At 48.1% G+C, this 14,578-nt stretch carries 13 protein-coding genes and 1 other annotated feature; of the genes, 4 read left to right on the top strand and 9 right to left on the bottom strand.

The features are described from left to right. Positions 1-33 precede the first annotated feature (33 nt). The 3 genes from IV433_RS12625 to IV433_RS12615 are packed head-to-tail and all read left to right on the top strand — an operon-like array spanning position 34 to position 4,013. Positions 34-1,446, top strand: a complete 1,413-nt coding sequence (locus IV433_RS12625) for a mannose-1-phosphate guanylyltransferase/mannose-6-phosphate isomerase (RefSeq protein ID WP_229893364.1) — start codon at positions 34-36, stop codon at positions 1,444-1,446. Between the two features lie 13 nt (positions 1,447-1,459). Beyond that, entirely contained in the window at positions 1,460-2,842 is a 1,383-nt protein-coding gene (locus IV433_RS12620; RefSeq protein WP_195814567.1) for a phosphohexomutase domain-containing protein, read from the top strand. A gap of 1 nt (position 2,843) precedes the next feature. Next, positions 2,844-4,013, top strand: coding sequence for a glycosyltransferase (locus IV433_RS12615; RefSeq protein WP_229893363.1), 1,170 nt, complete (start codon positions 2,844-2,846; stop codon positions 4,011-4,013). Positions 4,014-4,118: 105 nt separating this feature from the next. Here IV433_RS12615 and IV433_RS12610 read toward each other — a convergent pair whose 3' ends face one another. After that, positions 4,119-5,009: a hypothetical protein gene (locus IV433_RS12610; RefSeq protein WP_195814568.1), complete on the bottom strand. Its 891-nt coding sequence runs from the start codon at positions 5,007-5,009 to the stop codon at positions 4,119-4,121. Positions 5,010-5,457: 448 nt separating this feature from the next. Here IV433_RS12610 and gndA point away from each other — a divergent pair, with 448 nt between their 5' ends. Then, a complete protein-coding gene (gene gndA / locus IV433_RS12605) occupies positions 5,458-6,867 on the top strand; it encodes an NADP-dependent phosphogluconate dehydrogenase (RefSeq protein ID WP_195814569.1) in 1,410 nt (469 codons plus the stop codon). Between the two features lie 99 nt (positions 6,868-6,966). On the opposite strand, the gene hisIE is transcribed toward gndA, so the two are convergent. The 8 genes from hisIE to hisG are packed head-to-tail and all read right to left on the bottom strand — an operon-like array spanning position 6,967 to position 14,122. After that, complete coding sequence (gene hisIE, locus IV433_RS12600; protein WP_195814688.1) at positions 6,967-7,581, bottom strand: bifunctional phosphoribosyl-AMP cyclohydrolase/phosphoribosyl-ATP diphosphatase HisIE; 615 nt, start codon at positions 7,579-7,581, stop codon at positions 6,967-6,969. Positions 7,582-7,604: 23 nt separating this feature from the next. Further along, positions 7,605-8,378, bottom strand: coding sequence for an imidazole glycerol phosphate synthase subunit HisF (gene hisF, locus IV433_RS12595; protein WP_195814570.1), 774 nt, complete (start codon positions 8,376-8,378; stop codon positions 7,605-7,607). Then, on the bottom strand, positions 8,360-9,097 hold the full coding sequence (gene hisA, locus IV433_RS12590) for a 1-(5-phosphoribosyl)-5-[(5-phosphoribosylamino)methylideneamino]imidazole-4-carboxamide isomerase (RefSeq protein ID WP_195814571.1): 738 nt from the start codon (positions 9,095-9,097) through the stop codon (positions 8,360-8,362). The genes hisF and hisA overlap by 19 nt, the downstream gene beginning before the upstream one ends. Positions 9,098-9,102: 5 nt before the next feature. Beyond that, complete coding sequence (hisH, locus tag IV433_RS12585) at positions 9,103-9,693, bottom strand: imidazole glycerol phosphate synthase subunit HisH (protein ID WP_195814572.1); 591 nt, start codon at positions 9,691-9,693, stop codon at positions 9,103-9,105. Continuing rightward, entirely contained in the window at positions 9,693-10,775 is a 1,083-nt protein-coding gene (gene hisB, locus IV433_RS12580) for a bifunctional histidinol-phosphatase/imidazoleglycerol-phosphate dehydratase HisB (protein WP_195814573.1), read from the bottom strand. The genes hisH and hisB overlap by 1 nt, the downstream gene beginning before the upstream one ends. Then, the gene (gene hisC / locus IV433_RS12575; RefSeq protein WP_195814574.1) at positions 10,772-11,905 is read right to left on the bottom strand and encodes a histidinol-phosphate transaminase; all 1,134 of its coding nucleotides are present in this window, start codon (positions 11,903-11,905) and stop codon (positions 10,772-10,774) included. Before hisC ends, hisB begins: the two co-directional genes overlap by 4 nt. After that, a complete protein-coding gene (gene hisD / locus IV433_RS12570; protein ID WP_195814575.1) occupies positions 11,905-13,218 on the bottom strand; it encodes a histidinol dehydrogenase in 1,314 nt (437 codons plus the stop codon). The genes hisC and hisD overlap by 1 nt, the downstream gene beginning before the upstream one ends. 4 nt (positions 13,219-13,222) lie before the next feature. Beyond that, positions 13,223-14,122 (bottom strand): ATP phosphoribosyltransferase, encoded by a 900-nt coding sequence (gene hisG / locus IV433_RS12565; protein ID WP_101078671.1) that lies wholly within the window; start codon positions 14,120-14,122, stop codon positions 13,223-13,225. A gap of 73 nt (positions 14,123-14,195) precedes the next feature. Next, positions 14,196-14,317 (bottom strand) — a sequence feature (His leader region). Positions 14,318-14,578: the final 261 nt, after the last annotated feature.

Below are 14,578 nucleotides of genomic sequence, written 5' to 3'. Positions count from 1 at the left end.
TGCTAGTGTAAAATTATTCACGGAGTGAGATATATGACAAATACTATATTACCCGTTATTATGGCGGGTGGGGCTGGCACGAGACTATGGCCACTTTCCCGTACTCAATTCCCAAAGCAGTTCCTTTCTCTTACTAGTGAAGACACTTTGTTTCAGGATACACTTCTCCGCGTAAGTTCCAAATCCTATAAAGATCCTATTATAGTATGCAACGAAGAACATCGTTTCCTCGTCGCTGAACAGTTACGTAAAAAGTCCTTATGCCATTGTGGCATTATTTTAGAGCCCTCTGGTAAGAACACTGCACCGGCAATTGCACTTGCAGCATTGCACGCGATGCATTCAGATCCCGATTCTATTTTACTCGTGCTTGCTGCTGACCACTACATTGAAGATGTAGATGTTTTCAATGAAACGGTTGGCAGAGCGTTATCTTTGGTGGATAGCGGTAAAATGGTGACTTTTGGAATTTTTCCTACAGCTCCCGAGACAGGATATGGCTATATTAAAAGCGGAGTAGCAATTGATTCTGCTTTTAGTGTAGAAAGTTTTGTTGAAAAACCAGGGCGTGAACAAGCTAAACTCTATCTTTCTCATGGTGGGTACTTTTGGAATAGTGGTATATTTTTATTTAAAGCATCCAAATATATTGAGGAATTGGATAAATACTGCCCGGAAGTGCTTGCTGCCTGTTCACTTGCGTTAAAAAACTCTCGTCAAGATCTCGATTTTATTCGTGTCGATAGTAACTCTTTCGATGACTCTCCAAATATCTCCATAGATTATGCGGTAATGGAAAGAACTAAGGATGCCGTCGTTATGCCACTTGGCGTTAACTGGAACGATGTAGGTTCCTGGTCGGCACTTTGGGAAATTGGTCAAAAAGATTTGTCCCAAAACGTCATCCGTGGTGATGTTTTACACGAAAATACAAGTGGTTGTTACATAAATGCCAGCAATAGGCTTGTCGCAACTGTTGGCCTGACTGATATTATTGTTGTTGAAACCCGAGATGCTGTATTGGTTGCTGACAAAAAGCAAGTTCAGGAAGTAAAACTAATCGTAAATAAGCTTCAAAAATTCGATAGGAAGGAAGCTTTACATCACAGAGAGGTTTTTAGGCCTTGGGGATATTATGATCATATTTCAGAAGGTGCCCGATATCAGGTAAATAAAGTCTACTTAAAACCAGGGCAGAAGATATCAACACAAGTGCATTATCACCGAACAGAACACTGGATTGTCGTTTCTGGAACTGCAAAAATATATAAAGGTGAAGAGATTTTTGTTATGGGCGAAAATGAATCAACATATATACCTGTTGGTGTGGCTCATTCATTGGAAAACCCTGGGTTAATACCTTTGGAAGTTATTGAGATCCATTCTGGGCTTTATCTTTCAGAAGATGATGTTGTAAGACTTGATGTTAATAATTCGATACAATAAGTTAGGAGCTAGAATGAATAATAAATCATATAAGATGCCTTGCTTCAAGTTGTATGATATTCGTGGGAAAATTGGAGAAGAATTAAACCCTGAGGTAGCTTATCGGATAGGTCGTGCCTATGCTTTGCATTTTAAACCTAAAACTATTGTTGTTGGAGGTGATGTCCGATTGACAAGTGATTCATTGAAACAATCACTCGCCGCGGGGCTTACTGATTCTGGGGTTCATGTTATTGATCTTGGTCTGACTGGAACTGAAGAAATCTATCACGCAGCTTTTACTATGGATGTTGATGGCGGAATTGAGGTTACTGCTAGCCATAATCCTATAGATTACAATGGTATGAAGCTAGTTGGAAAAAATGCAGTGCCAGTCAGCGGAAATAACGGATTGCGAGAAATACAATCTATCGCTGAAAATGGAATATTTCCAGACATTTCTGAAATTGGTACTTATACTAAGTTTTCTAACCTCCAGAACTATATTGAACATTTACTCACATACATTGCTTTGCAAAATATTCGACCTTTGCGTTTAGTTGTTAATTCAGGGAATGGCGCTGCAGGGCATGTTATCGATGAAATAGAAAAAAAATTCTCTGAACTTAATGTCCCAATCGAATTTATTAAAATTCATCACGACGCAGATGGCAATTTCCCAAACGGTATACCTAATCCTCTATTGCCTGAATGTCGTTCAGATACATCTCAAGCCGTGATTAAATACAATGCTGATATGGGTATAGCTTGGGATGGAGATTTTGACCGCTGTTTTATGTTTGATGAGTGTGGACGATTTATCGAGGGATATTATATTGTCGGTTTGTTGGCCGAATCATTTCTCGCGAAGTACCCTGGACAAAGGATTATTCATGACACTCGGCTAGTATGGAATACTCAAGATATCATAGTGAAGTCTGGTGGTATTCCAGTTATGTCGAAGACTGGTCATGCTTTCATCAAGGAAAGAATGCGACATGAAGATGCAATCTATGGTGGTGAGATGAGTGCCCATCATTATTTTAGAGACTTTGCATATTGCGATTCTGGTATGATTCCATGGTTATTAGTTACTGAATTGTTATCAATTAAGGGTATGAAACTTTCTGAAACCGTTGATTCTAGAATTGAACTTTATCCATCTTCTGGTGAAATTAACATGCACTTGAATCAACCAGAAGTCGCTGTAGAAAGTCTAAAACAAATTTATAAAAAACAGGCTATAAAAACCGATGAACTTGATGGTTTGAGCTTGGAGTTTTCCGGCTGGCGCTTCAATCTGCGATCTTCGAATACGGAACCTGTAGTCAGGCTTAATGTTGAATCGCGAAATAATAATGAGTTAATGCAGATTAAAACTCGAGAAGTTATGGAATATCTCAAAAACTTCAGTTGAAATGACCTTTCTCAAAGGTTGTACTTTTTATCCTCTTAAAATTATAATTTATTTTTCCATACATATGATGAAAATCTTACACGTTTACAGAACTTGTTTCCCGGAAACCAAAGGTGGCCTGGAACAAGCCATTCGTTTTATCACGCAAGGTGTACAGCATTATGGTATGGAGTCAAAAGTTTTATCCTTATCAAATGATAGTGACAAGAATTATTACTTTGAAGGAACTCAAATTATCCTTAAGAAGAAGGTTTGGGAAGTGTCTTCTAATGGATTTTCTTTTAGCCTAATTAGAGAGTTCCGACGTTTATCTGAATGGGCTGATATTATAAACTATCACTATCCATGGCCAAGTGGTGATATATTGAGTATTTTCTGCCATAGTAATAAGCCTTCTGTGGTGACTTATCATTCAGATATTGTCAGGCAACGTTTTCTTAGAATTCTCTATAAGCCACTTGAGAAATATTTCCTATCAAATGTCACTCGTATTATCACAACTTCTCCACAATATCTTGCTACAAGCGAAACATTAAAACCTTATAAAGAGAAGTGCTCGATTATACCTCTCGGCATTGAACCTGAATCTTATTCCAGTACTGATGTTGATAATATGACTAAGTGGGAAGGGCTAGTTGGGAAAGGATTTTATTTATTCGTCGGAGTTCTTCGTTACTACAAAGGATTGCAGTATTTAATCGATGCTGCCGAGATATCTGGACTTCCTGTTGTTATTGCCGGTGATGGTCCATTGCGTCTTGAATTAGAGCAGCGAGCAGCAGATAAACACCTTAAGAACATAACTTTTGTTGGGCATGTTTCTGACGAAGATAAAATTTCTTTATTGACCTTATGTAAAGCATTTGTATTTCCTTCTCATTTACGTTCGGAAGCTTTTGGAATTTCACTGCTTGAAGCCCAGTTGTTCGGCAAGCCAATTATCAGTTGCGAAGTTGGCTCAGGTTCAAGTTACGTGAATAGACATGATGTAACTGGTTTTATTGTTGCTGCTCAAGATCCTGATGCAATTGCTCAGCGTATGATTATGCTGAACAATGATGCCAATTTGTGTAAATCGTTGGGTGAGCAGGGAAATAAACGGTTAATGTCGCTATTCACTGCACAAGAAATGGCTCGCTGTTATGCAGAAGTTTACAAGGAGTTAGCTTGAATTTTTTATCGATAATTTATTATCAATCTTAGAGTCAAAATGTAGTTCATACTGAGCGCACTGAAGCAATTCATCCTCATAAAATCAGTGCGCTTATCACAAGAATTATTTTTTTTTGAACAAAGAGGCCGTATAGCCCGTATGAGGATGTGGGTGAATTGAGTAATACTCTGAGAAATAATTCTTATATAATTTCGTGTACAAATACTGTGAATCTTTGAGTATGTTAGGATAACTATCGTCGCTGTCTGCTTTATCGATCACTTTACCCATGCATTTTACAACTTCTGTCTCAAAATCATTCAAACAGTAGTCTCTGCTATTCTTGTAATCAAATGGATAGGCAACTATTGTGATATCATTTCGCATTGATATAAATGTGCTGAACAATCTTTCTATGATAAAAGGCAAGAATGGCGCAGGATCAGTATGTGTTGTGTCTTCAAGCACGCTTCGACTGATGTCGCTTTCTGGATTATTCAAAAGATATTGTTCAATTGGTATTAATATAGTTTCAGCGTAAAGCTTCCAAAAATTTGGAGTGCCAATCCAAAAATTTGAATAACAAAGTGTACGATGACTATGACGAGGTATGCATTTTAAGTCGATTTTTATATTGCATACGTCAAGTAATTTTTGAGTGCGCTCTGTGATTCCTGGATGGAAAGCCTCCCCATGCATCCATACATTGTAAGATATGTATGCAAGTGGAGGGAAAGCATTGATGATATAAACATCTGCTTCATCTGACTTATTGATAAAATCAATAAAGGATTTGCCACTAATTAATGTTTTTAACGTGAATTTCGGCGAAATTATTCCTGAGTAATCGTATGTTTCATGTTTTTTTTCATAGTAAAAATCTAGTAAAATACGAAACTCGCGCCAATGCGCATGTTCGTTACTCTTCAGCCTCAAAGCAATAAAGTCTTTCTCGCATAATGTTTGGCCTTCAGCATGCAGTGGTTCGAAAATACCCAGCTTTCTATTTTTCATATTTATCTCCAACAATTCGACTACTAACTTTTCGCATTGTTGCTTTTTTCATCTTCACAAAACTCTATTGAAGTTTTGAACCTAACGGTATTGTATTCAGCCGTGATAATTATGGCTAGTCCTGTAAGAAGGTTCTAAATTAATCAAATTCCTCTTCTATCCTTCGGTTGGTTATGTTAAGTAATTGGATAATAAGGCATATGTGGGGTTGTTTGAGTAATTATCCCGCAACCTTGCTTTAGTAAACTAGCCTGCTGGTCGTATCAGTATCCTGACATCGTTTGTATCACTTCCTCAGAATATTGTTATAGCTGCAATAGGTTCACCCTTCGCCATTCTCATGTACAATGCTTGTGTTCATTTGTATAGCTCAGTGCAGTTAAACTCACTGTTTACAGGGGTTTAGACTAAACTCTGGGCGATCAACTAATTCAGACAGGAGTTGCTAATGTCCAAACAACAGATCGGCGTTGTCGGTATGGCGGTCATGGGCCGTAACCTCGCGCTTAACATCGAAAGCCGTGGTTATTCCGTTTCCATTTTTAACCGTTCTGGCGATAAGACTGACGAAGTCATCGCAGAAAACCCGGGTAAAAATCTGGTTCCGCACTACACCGTCGAAGAGTTTGTTGACTCGCTGGAAAAACCACGTCGTATCTTGCTGATGGTGAAAGCCGGTGAAGCAACTGACAAAACCATCTCATCCTTGACTCCGCACCTGGATAAAGGCGACATCCTGATCGATGGCGGCAACACCTACTATAAAGACACCATTCGCCGTAACCGCGAACTGTCTGAGCAGGGCTTCAACTTCATCGGTACCGGCGTTTCCGGCGGTGAAGAGGGCGCACTGAAAGGCCCGTCAATCATGCCTGGCGGTCAGAAAGAAGCGTATGCACTGGTAGCGCCAATTCTTGAAAAAATCGCAGCACGTGCTGAAGATGGCGACGCCTGCGTTGCTTACATTGGTGCTGATGGTGCAGGTCATTACGTCAAGATGGTTCACAACGGTATCGAATACGGCGACATGCAGCTGATCGCAGAAGCCTATTCCCTGCTGAAACAGTCCCTGAACCTGAGCAACGAAGAGCTGGCAACCACTTTCGCTGAATGGAATAAAGGCGAGCTGAGCAGCTACCTGATTGACATCACCAAAGACATCTTCACCAAGAAAGACGAAGAAGGTAAATACCTGGTCGACGTGATTCTGGATGAAGCAGCGAACAAAGGCACCGGTAAATGGACTAGCCAGAGCTCTCTGGATCTGGGCGAGCCACTGACTCTGATCACCGAGTCTGTGTTTGCACGTTACCTGTCTTCTCTGAAAGATCAGCGCGTTGCGGCTTCTAAAGTGTTGTCTGGCCCGGCTGTTAAACCTTTCGCTGGTGACAAGGCTGAGTTCATCGAGAAAGTTCGTCGTGCTCTGTACCTGGGTAAACTCGTATCTTACGCTCAGGGCTTCTCACAGCTTAAAGCCGCGTCTGACGAGAACAACTGGGATCTGAACTACGGCGAAATCGCGAAGATCTTCCGTGCTGGCTGTATTATCCGTGCTCAGTTCCTACAGAAAATTACCGATGCTTACGCTGAAAACGCGTCTATCGCTAACCTGCTTCTGGCTCCGTACTTCAAAAACATCGCCGACGAATATCAGCAAGCGCTGCGTGATGTTGTGTCTTATGCTGTTCAGAACGGTATCCCGACACCTACATTCTCTGCTGCGATCAATTACTACGACAGCTACCGTTCAGCGGTTCTGCCAGCTAACCTGATTCAGGCACAGCGTGACTACTTCGGTGCACATACTTACAAACGCACTGATAAAGACGGCGTATTCCATACCGAATGGTTGGATTAATCCGTTTGGCGGCGTGCTGAAAAGCGCGCCGTTGCTGACGTCAATAAAAAGCCGCCAATGCATCTGCAAAGGCGGCTTTTTTACGTCTCAAGGTTGACGTTATTTTTTATGACGCTGACGCAAATTATCGATCACCGCACTCAGGTTAAGATCCTGATCCTGCAACAACACCAGCAGGTGATAGACCAAGTCTGACGCTTCGTTTTTCAGCTCAAAGCGGTCGTTGACGGTTGCTGCCAGTGCAGTTTCCACGCCTTCCTCACCGACTTTCTGCGCGATGCGTTTGGTGCCGCTGGCATACAGTTTGGCGGTGTAGGAGCTTTCCGGATCGGCGGTTTTGCGCGATGCCAGCAGTTCTTCCAACTGATACAAAAATGCCCAGTCGGTTTCGGCAGGGTGGAAACAGCTGTTGTTGCCTTTATGGCACGTCGGGCCAACCGGATTGACCAGCACCAGCAACGTATCGTTGTCGCAATCAGGCGTAATGCTCACGACGTTCAGATAGTTTTCTGAGGTCTCGCCTTTGGTCCATAAACGTTCTTTGGTGCGAGAAAAGAACATCACTTTGCCGGAAGATTGCGTAACGCTCAGGGCTTCCTGATTCATGTAACCGAGCATCAGCACTTCGCCAGACACCGCGTGCTGGATGATTGCAGGCATCAGGTTATCCACTTTTTCCCAATCGAGCTGGCTGATTTGTTCGCCGGTCAGCAGACCGGTTTTTACTTCCTGATTACTCACAAGCGGATCTCCACGCCATTTTCAGCTAAATAGCTTTTCAGCTCGCCAATATTGATAATTTGTTTGTGGAACACCGATGCGGCCAGTGCGCCATCAACGCGTGCTTCGCGGAACGCGTTAAGGAAGTGTGGCATTGTGCCCGCACCGCCGGAAGCGATGAGCGGAACATGGCAAACTTCGCGGATCATCTTCAGCTGTTCCAGATCGTAGCCATTACGCACGCCGTCCTGATTCATCATGTTCAGCACGATTTCGCCCGCGCCGCGTTCCTGCACTTCTTTCACCCAGTCAATTGTCTGCCAGGTGGTCACTTTGGTGCGTGCTTCGTCGCCGGTAAACTGATGGACCTGATAAGTGCCGGTCGCCGCGTCGTGCCAGGTATCGATGCCCACAACAATGCACTGTACACCATAACGGTCGGCGAGGCGGCTGATCAGCGTCGGGTCGGCGAGAGCAGGGGAGTTGATGGAGATTTTATCGGCACCAAACTGTAAAATCTGCCCCGCATCTTCCAGGCTTTTGATTCCGCCTGCGACACAAAACGGGATATCGATGACTTCTGCCACGCGCGACACCCAGCTTTTATCGACCACGCGGCCATCGCTGGAAGCGGTGATATCGTAAAACACCAGTTCGTCGGCGCCTTCTTGCGCATAGCGCTGTGCCAGCGGGACGATGTCACCAATGATTTCGTGATTGCGGAACTGCACGCCTTTAACGACCTGGCCGTCTTTAACGTCGAGGCAGGGAATTATCCGTTTTGCCAGCATGAAATTGCCTCCGTCACATTGAATTTACCGTCGAGTAATGCCCGCCCGACAATCACGCCTTTCACGCCGCTGTCACGCAGATTGGCGATGTCCTGCAATGAACCGATACCGCCGGAAGCCTGAAAAGCAACCTGAGGAAAACGCGCGGTCACTTCACGGTACAACGCTACGTTTGAACCTGCCAGCGTGCCGTCGCGGGAAATATCCGTACAAAGAACGTGTTTCAGGCCGAAAGGCAGAAACAGTTCCACGATCTCTTCAAGCGTGGAACTGGAATTTTCCTGCCATCCGCTGACGGCGACGTTTTTAGTGCCATCGGCAGCGATACGGACGTCGAGCGCCAAAACCAGTGCGTCTGCGCCGAAACGCTGGAACCAGCCCTGAACTTTCTGCGGATCTTTCACCGCCGTTGAACCCACGACGACGCGGGTTGCACCGGCATTCAGCAGGGCTTCTACGTCCTGTTCGGTGCGGATACCGCCACCAACCTGAACCGGTACAGACACGCCCGCCAGCAATTTTTTCAGCAACGGGATCTGACGTGCCGCCGGATCTTTCGCGCCGGTTAAGTCAACCAGGTGCAAAACTTCTGCGCCTTGTTGCTGATAATCCTGCAAACGTGGAAGCGGATCGTTGCCATAATCACGCTGCTGGCCGTAATCGCCCTGATGCAAACGCACCACGCTGCCTTCGATCAAATCTAAAGCCGGGATAATCATCCTGTTTACATCTCCAGAAAGTTTTTCAGCAACTGTGCGCCCGCCGCACCGGAGCGTTCGGGGTGAAACTGTACGCCGAAGAAGTTGTCTTTTTGCACGGCAGCGCTGAAAGGCTCACCGTAAAGCGTCTGCGCGATCGTGTTTTCGCAAACCGGCATGGCGAATCCATGAACGAAATAGAAGTACGCATTTTCATCGATGCCACGGAATAAATGGCTGTCAGCGTTCGCTGTCACCTGATTCCAGCCCATGTGCGGCAGAGGCAAACCGAGATCGGGCATACGGCGTACAGGCGTTTCAATAATTCCCAGCGTATCAATCCCGCCGTTTTCTTCACTGGAAGATGCCAGCAGTTGCATACCGAGACAAATCCCCAGCACTGGCTGAGTACAGGCTTTAATCAGCGTAATCAGTTCGCGCTGTTCGAGTTGTTCCATCGCCGCCTGTGCGGTGCCAACACCCGGTAAAAAGAGCTTATCGGCCTGCAAAACAATTTCCGGATCACGGCTCACCGTCGGTTCAAAACCCAGACGCTGAACCGCATATTTCACGGAAGAAAGGTTGGCACAGCCCGTATCAAGGATAACGACGTTCATCACAGCACTCCTTTCGAGCTCGGTAATGTATTGCCATCGACACGAATCGCCTGGCGCAGCGTGCGTCCGAATGCCTTGAACAGGCTTTCGACACGGTGGTGATCGTTCTTACCTTTGGTGCGCAGGTGCAGGGTACAGGCCATCGCGTAGGACAGCGAACGGAAGAAGTGTTCGACCATTTCCGTGCTCAGATCGCCGACGCGCTGATAGTTAAACTCTGCCTTATATTCGAGGTGCGGGCGGCCGGAGATATCCAGTGCGCAGCGTGCCAGACATTCATCCATCGGCAACACAAACCCGAAACGTCCAATACCGCGTTTATCACCCAGCGCCTTATTAATGGCTTCACCCAGCGCCAGCGCCGTGTCTTCAACGGTGTGGTGATCGTCGATATACAAATCACCTTTCACTTCGATGTTCATGCGGAAACCGCCGTGGGTGGCAATCTGATCCAGCATGTGGTCGAAAAAGCCAACACCGGTGCGGATCTTGCTTTCGCCTTCGCGATCCAGCCAGACATCCACGTCAATCGCGGTTTCGCGGGTTACGCGGTTCACTTTGGCATGGCGGTCGCGTTTCGTAAGCTGTTCCGCAATAGTGGCCCAGTTCAGCGTATCACGCTGATAACGCAGCCCGGCGATGCCCATATTGGCGGCGAGCTGGATGTCGGTATCACGGTCGCCAATCACATAACTGTTGGCGGTATCGAGTACGCCGCTTTCCAGATAAGCCTGCACCAGTTTGGTTTTAGGTTTACGGCAGTCGCAGTGGTCCGCAGGCAGGTGCGGACAAATCAGCACTTCATCGAAAACCACGCCCTGCGATGTCAGGATTTGCATCATCAGGTTGTGCGGTGGGTCGAACGTTTCCTGCGGGAAACTTGCTGTGCCCAGCCCGTCCTGATTGGTAATCATCACCAGTTTGAAACCTGCGTTTTGCAGGGACAGCAGGGCCGGAATAACGCCGGGCTCCAGCGCCAGTTTGTCCAGAAGATCGACCTGGAAATCTTCCGGCGGCTCAGAAATCAGGGTGCCGTCACGGTCAATAAAGAGCGTTTTTTGAAATTGTGGACTCTGGCTCACATGTGCTCCTTGCGGGGGCTATTTTGTTTTTCATTAATAGAAGCGGCTGCGGCGCCGGGTAACGCCTGCAATGCGGTAATAACGCGCCGGAGTTCTTCCCGGGTGCCGATAGTAATACGTAAGCAGCCGGAAAGCCCCGGTTGCTTATTCTGGTCACGCAAGATAATGCCCTGATCCCAAAGGTTTTTAAATGCTGCGCTTGATGCGGTGAAGCGCGCCAGCACATAGTTGGTATCGCTGGCAAAAACAGCCTCAACGCAGGCGCATTTCTCCAGCTCTTCCAGTAACCAGACGCGGTTTTCAGTCACTTCGGCCACGCGCTGACGCATCAGCGCCAGCCCTTCCGGGCTCAGTGCCTGTGCGGCGATATCTGCGACCGGCGTAGAGATTGGATAAGGCGCGATCACTTTCATTAATAAGCCGATGACTTCGCTGTTCGCCAGCGTGAAGCCGCAGCGCAAACCGGCCAGCGCAAATGCTTTCGACAGCGTACGCAAAATGGTGAGGTGCGGATATTCCTGCAACCAGCCGGAAACGCTCGCCTGCGGGCAGAATTCGATATAGGCCTCGTCCACCGCCACAATCGCGCGGCCACGGGTCATTTCCAGTACGGCGCGGATTTCGTCCGGGTCGATAATATTGCCGGTCGGGTTATTCGGGCTGCACACGTAAACCAGCTTCACACCGTCCAGCGCGGCTTCGATTGCCGGAAGATCCAGAGACCAGTCGGCTTTTGCCGGAACCGTACGGCCTTCAACGCCGATGGTTTCCGCGCTCACGCTGTACATGCCGTATGTCGGCGGGCAATAAAGGATGGCGTCTTTGCCCGGTTCGCAGAATGCGCGGATCAGCAGTTCGATGCCTTCATCCGCGCCACGGCTGACCAGAACCTGCTCAGGATCCACACCGGCGTAAGCGGCATAGCGGTTAATCACCCGCGCGGGCTGACATTCCGGATAACGGTTAAACGTCTGCTGCGTCAGCTCAAAATTTGGCGCGATGGCGTATTCATTGGCGTTAAGCCATACGTCACCGTTGCCACCCAGACGACGGGCGGACTGATAAGGCGTCAGTTCCTGTACGTTTTTTCGGGCCAGCGCCTGAACGCTGAGATTCTTTTCATTACTCATCAACGCGGCTCCTTCAGGGCGTTTACACGCAGGGTTACTGCATTTTTGTGCGCAGTCAGTTGTTCCGCCTGCGCCAGTATTTCAATTGTTTGCGCCAGCCCCAGCAACCCTTCCGGCGTTAATTGCTGAACGGTCATCCGTTTCTGGAAATCGGCCAGGCCCAGGCTCGAACAGGTCGCGGTGTAGCCGTATGTCGGTAAAACGTGATTAGTGCCCGACGCATAATCGCCTGCGGATTCCGGTGACCAGTCGCCGAGGAATACCGAACCGGCGCTGGTGATGCTGTCGACCAGTTGCTCCGGCTCGCGGGTTTGCAAAATCAGGTGTTCCGGTCCGTAGGCATTGCTGATTTCGATACACTGCGCGAGATCTTTCGCGACAATCAGACGGCTGCTTTCCAGTGCCTGACGCGCAATGTCGCTGCGCGATAACGTTGCCAGCTGACGCTCAACCGCTTCGCCGACGGCCTGCGCCATTTTCACATCCGGCGTCAGTAAAATAACCTGTGAATCCGGGCCGTGTTCCGCTTGTGAAAGCAAATCAGACGCCACGAAATCCGGCGTTGCGCCGCTGTCAGCAATCACCAGCACTTCAGAAGGCCCGGCGGGCATATCGATCGCCGCGCCGTCCAGACTCTGGCTGACCTGACGTTTTGCTTCGGTTACATAGGCATTGCCCGGCCCGAAGATTTTCGCCACGCGGGGCACACTTTCCGTGCCGAACGCCAGCGCCGCAATCGCCTGTGCGCCGCCCAACTGATACACCTCTTCCACGCCACACAACTGCGCGGCATACAGAATTTCGTCGGCAATCGGCGGCGGTGAACAGAGCACCACTTTCTGGCAACCGGCGATACGCGCTGGTGTCGCTAACATTAATACGGTGGAAACCAGCGGTGCGGAACCGCCCGGAATGTACAGCCCGACGGACTGAATCGGGCGGGTCAGTTGCTGACAACGAACTCCCGGCTGCGTTTCGATATCCACCACGGCCAGTTTCTGTGCCTGATGGAAAGTGTCGATGTTACGCACCGCATGCGCCATCGCCTGTTTAACGTCATCGCCCAGACGCGCCGCAGCTGCTGAAATTTGCTCCGCGGTGACACGAAGATCCTGCACTTCAGTTTTATCAAAGCGGGCGCAAAACTCACGCAGCGCGCTGTCACCTTCACTGCGGACACGACGCAGAATTTCGCTCACCGATTCAGTAATACGGTCGGAGGCAGAAATTGCCGGGCGGGTCAGCAGGTCGCGACGCTGCAGTGCGTCGCATTGTTGCCAGTCAATAGGAGTAGAGAACGCGTCAGGCTTCATGGCATTACTCCATCATTTTTTCGATTGGAAGAACCAGAATAGAGCTGGCGCCCAGCGCTTTCAGTTTTTCCATGGTTTCCCAGAACAGCGTTTCGCTGCTGACCATGTGCATGGCAACGCGTTGCTGATCGCCTGCCAGCGGCAAAATGGTCGGACGTTCAGCGCCCGGCAGCAGCGCGACGATTTCGTCCAGACGCTCGCTTGGCGCGTGCAACATAATGTATTTGGATTCGCGGGCCTGAATAACGCCCTGAATACGGGTCATCATTTTGTCGATCAGCAGCTGTTTCGCCTGTGGCATTTCGCCGTCGCGCTGAATCAGGCAGGCTTTGGAGCGGTAAATCACTTCAACTTCACGCAGACCGTTGGCTTCGAGCGTTGCGCCGGTGGAAACCAGATCGCAGATTGCGTCGGAAAGACCCGCGCGCGGTGCCACTTCAACTGAGCCGTTCAGCAGGCAGGATTTGAAATCAACGCCTTTTTTATCGAGATATTGCTTGAGCAGGTGAGGGTAGGAGGTAGCGATACGGGCATTTTGCAGGCTTTGCGGGCCGGTGTATTCGGTGTCCAGCGGCGTGGCCAGTGACAGACGGCAACCGCCGAAATCCAGACGACGCAGCGTGAAGTAACGCGGGTCTTCGCCCTGAGCGCGGCGGCTCAGCAGCTCTTCTTCCAGCACGTTCTCACCGATAATGCCCAGGTCAACCACGCCGTCCATCACCAGCCCCGGAATGTCGTCATCACGAACACGCAAGATGTCGATCGGCATGTTTTCAGCGAAAGCGATCAGACGCTGTTCCTGCAGGTTGATTTTAATCCCGCAGCGGGCCAGCAGTTCGCGCGACTCATCGCTCAGGCGACCTGACTTCTGCATTGCTATCCGTAAACGTGTTTTATCCAGCATGATGACCTCAGTTTCTCAATTATTTATCGTAAATTCAGTTCGTCAGATTCTTTTATTTCAATTCCTTCGGCCATAAAAAAAGCCCCCGGAAGAAATCTTCCGGGGGCTCTCTCTGCGTTCTGCGCCACTGGAAGATCTAAACAGTCTCCCAGCACCAATCGCCTGAAAGACTAGTCAGGGTGATGGTGATGATGGTGGTTAATCAGAACGTTTGTCATGTCAGTGTCTCGTTTTGTTCATTCAGCGCCGCGTGATTCAAAACTGAATCATTCGCCACACGTATCAAATTCGTTGCCAATAAAACTAAACTATCGGGCGGCAACTGCGCAACCTTTTTTTCCGATGATGAGTTTTTCTTATCCGCAGCAGGGTTTTCATCAAATAAATGAATGATCTGCTAACAGACGCTGAGAAATCCTTACGCACCGCCAAAGGGAAAAGGCGTATTTTGCTAGT

This window comes from Rahnella laticis (genome assembly GCF_015644585.1).
GTDB classification, from domain to species: Bacteria; Pseudomonadota; Gammaproteobacteria; order Enterobacterales; family Enterobacteriaceae; genus Rahnella; species Rahnella laticis.
The sequence above is the reverse complement of the archived record's forward strand: the minus strand, read 5'-3'. Positions and strand labels throughout refer to the sequence as shown.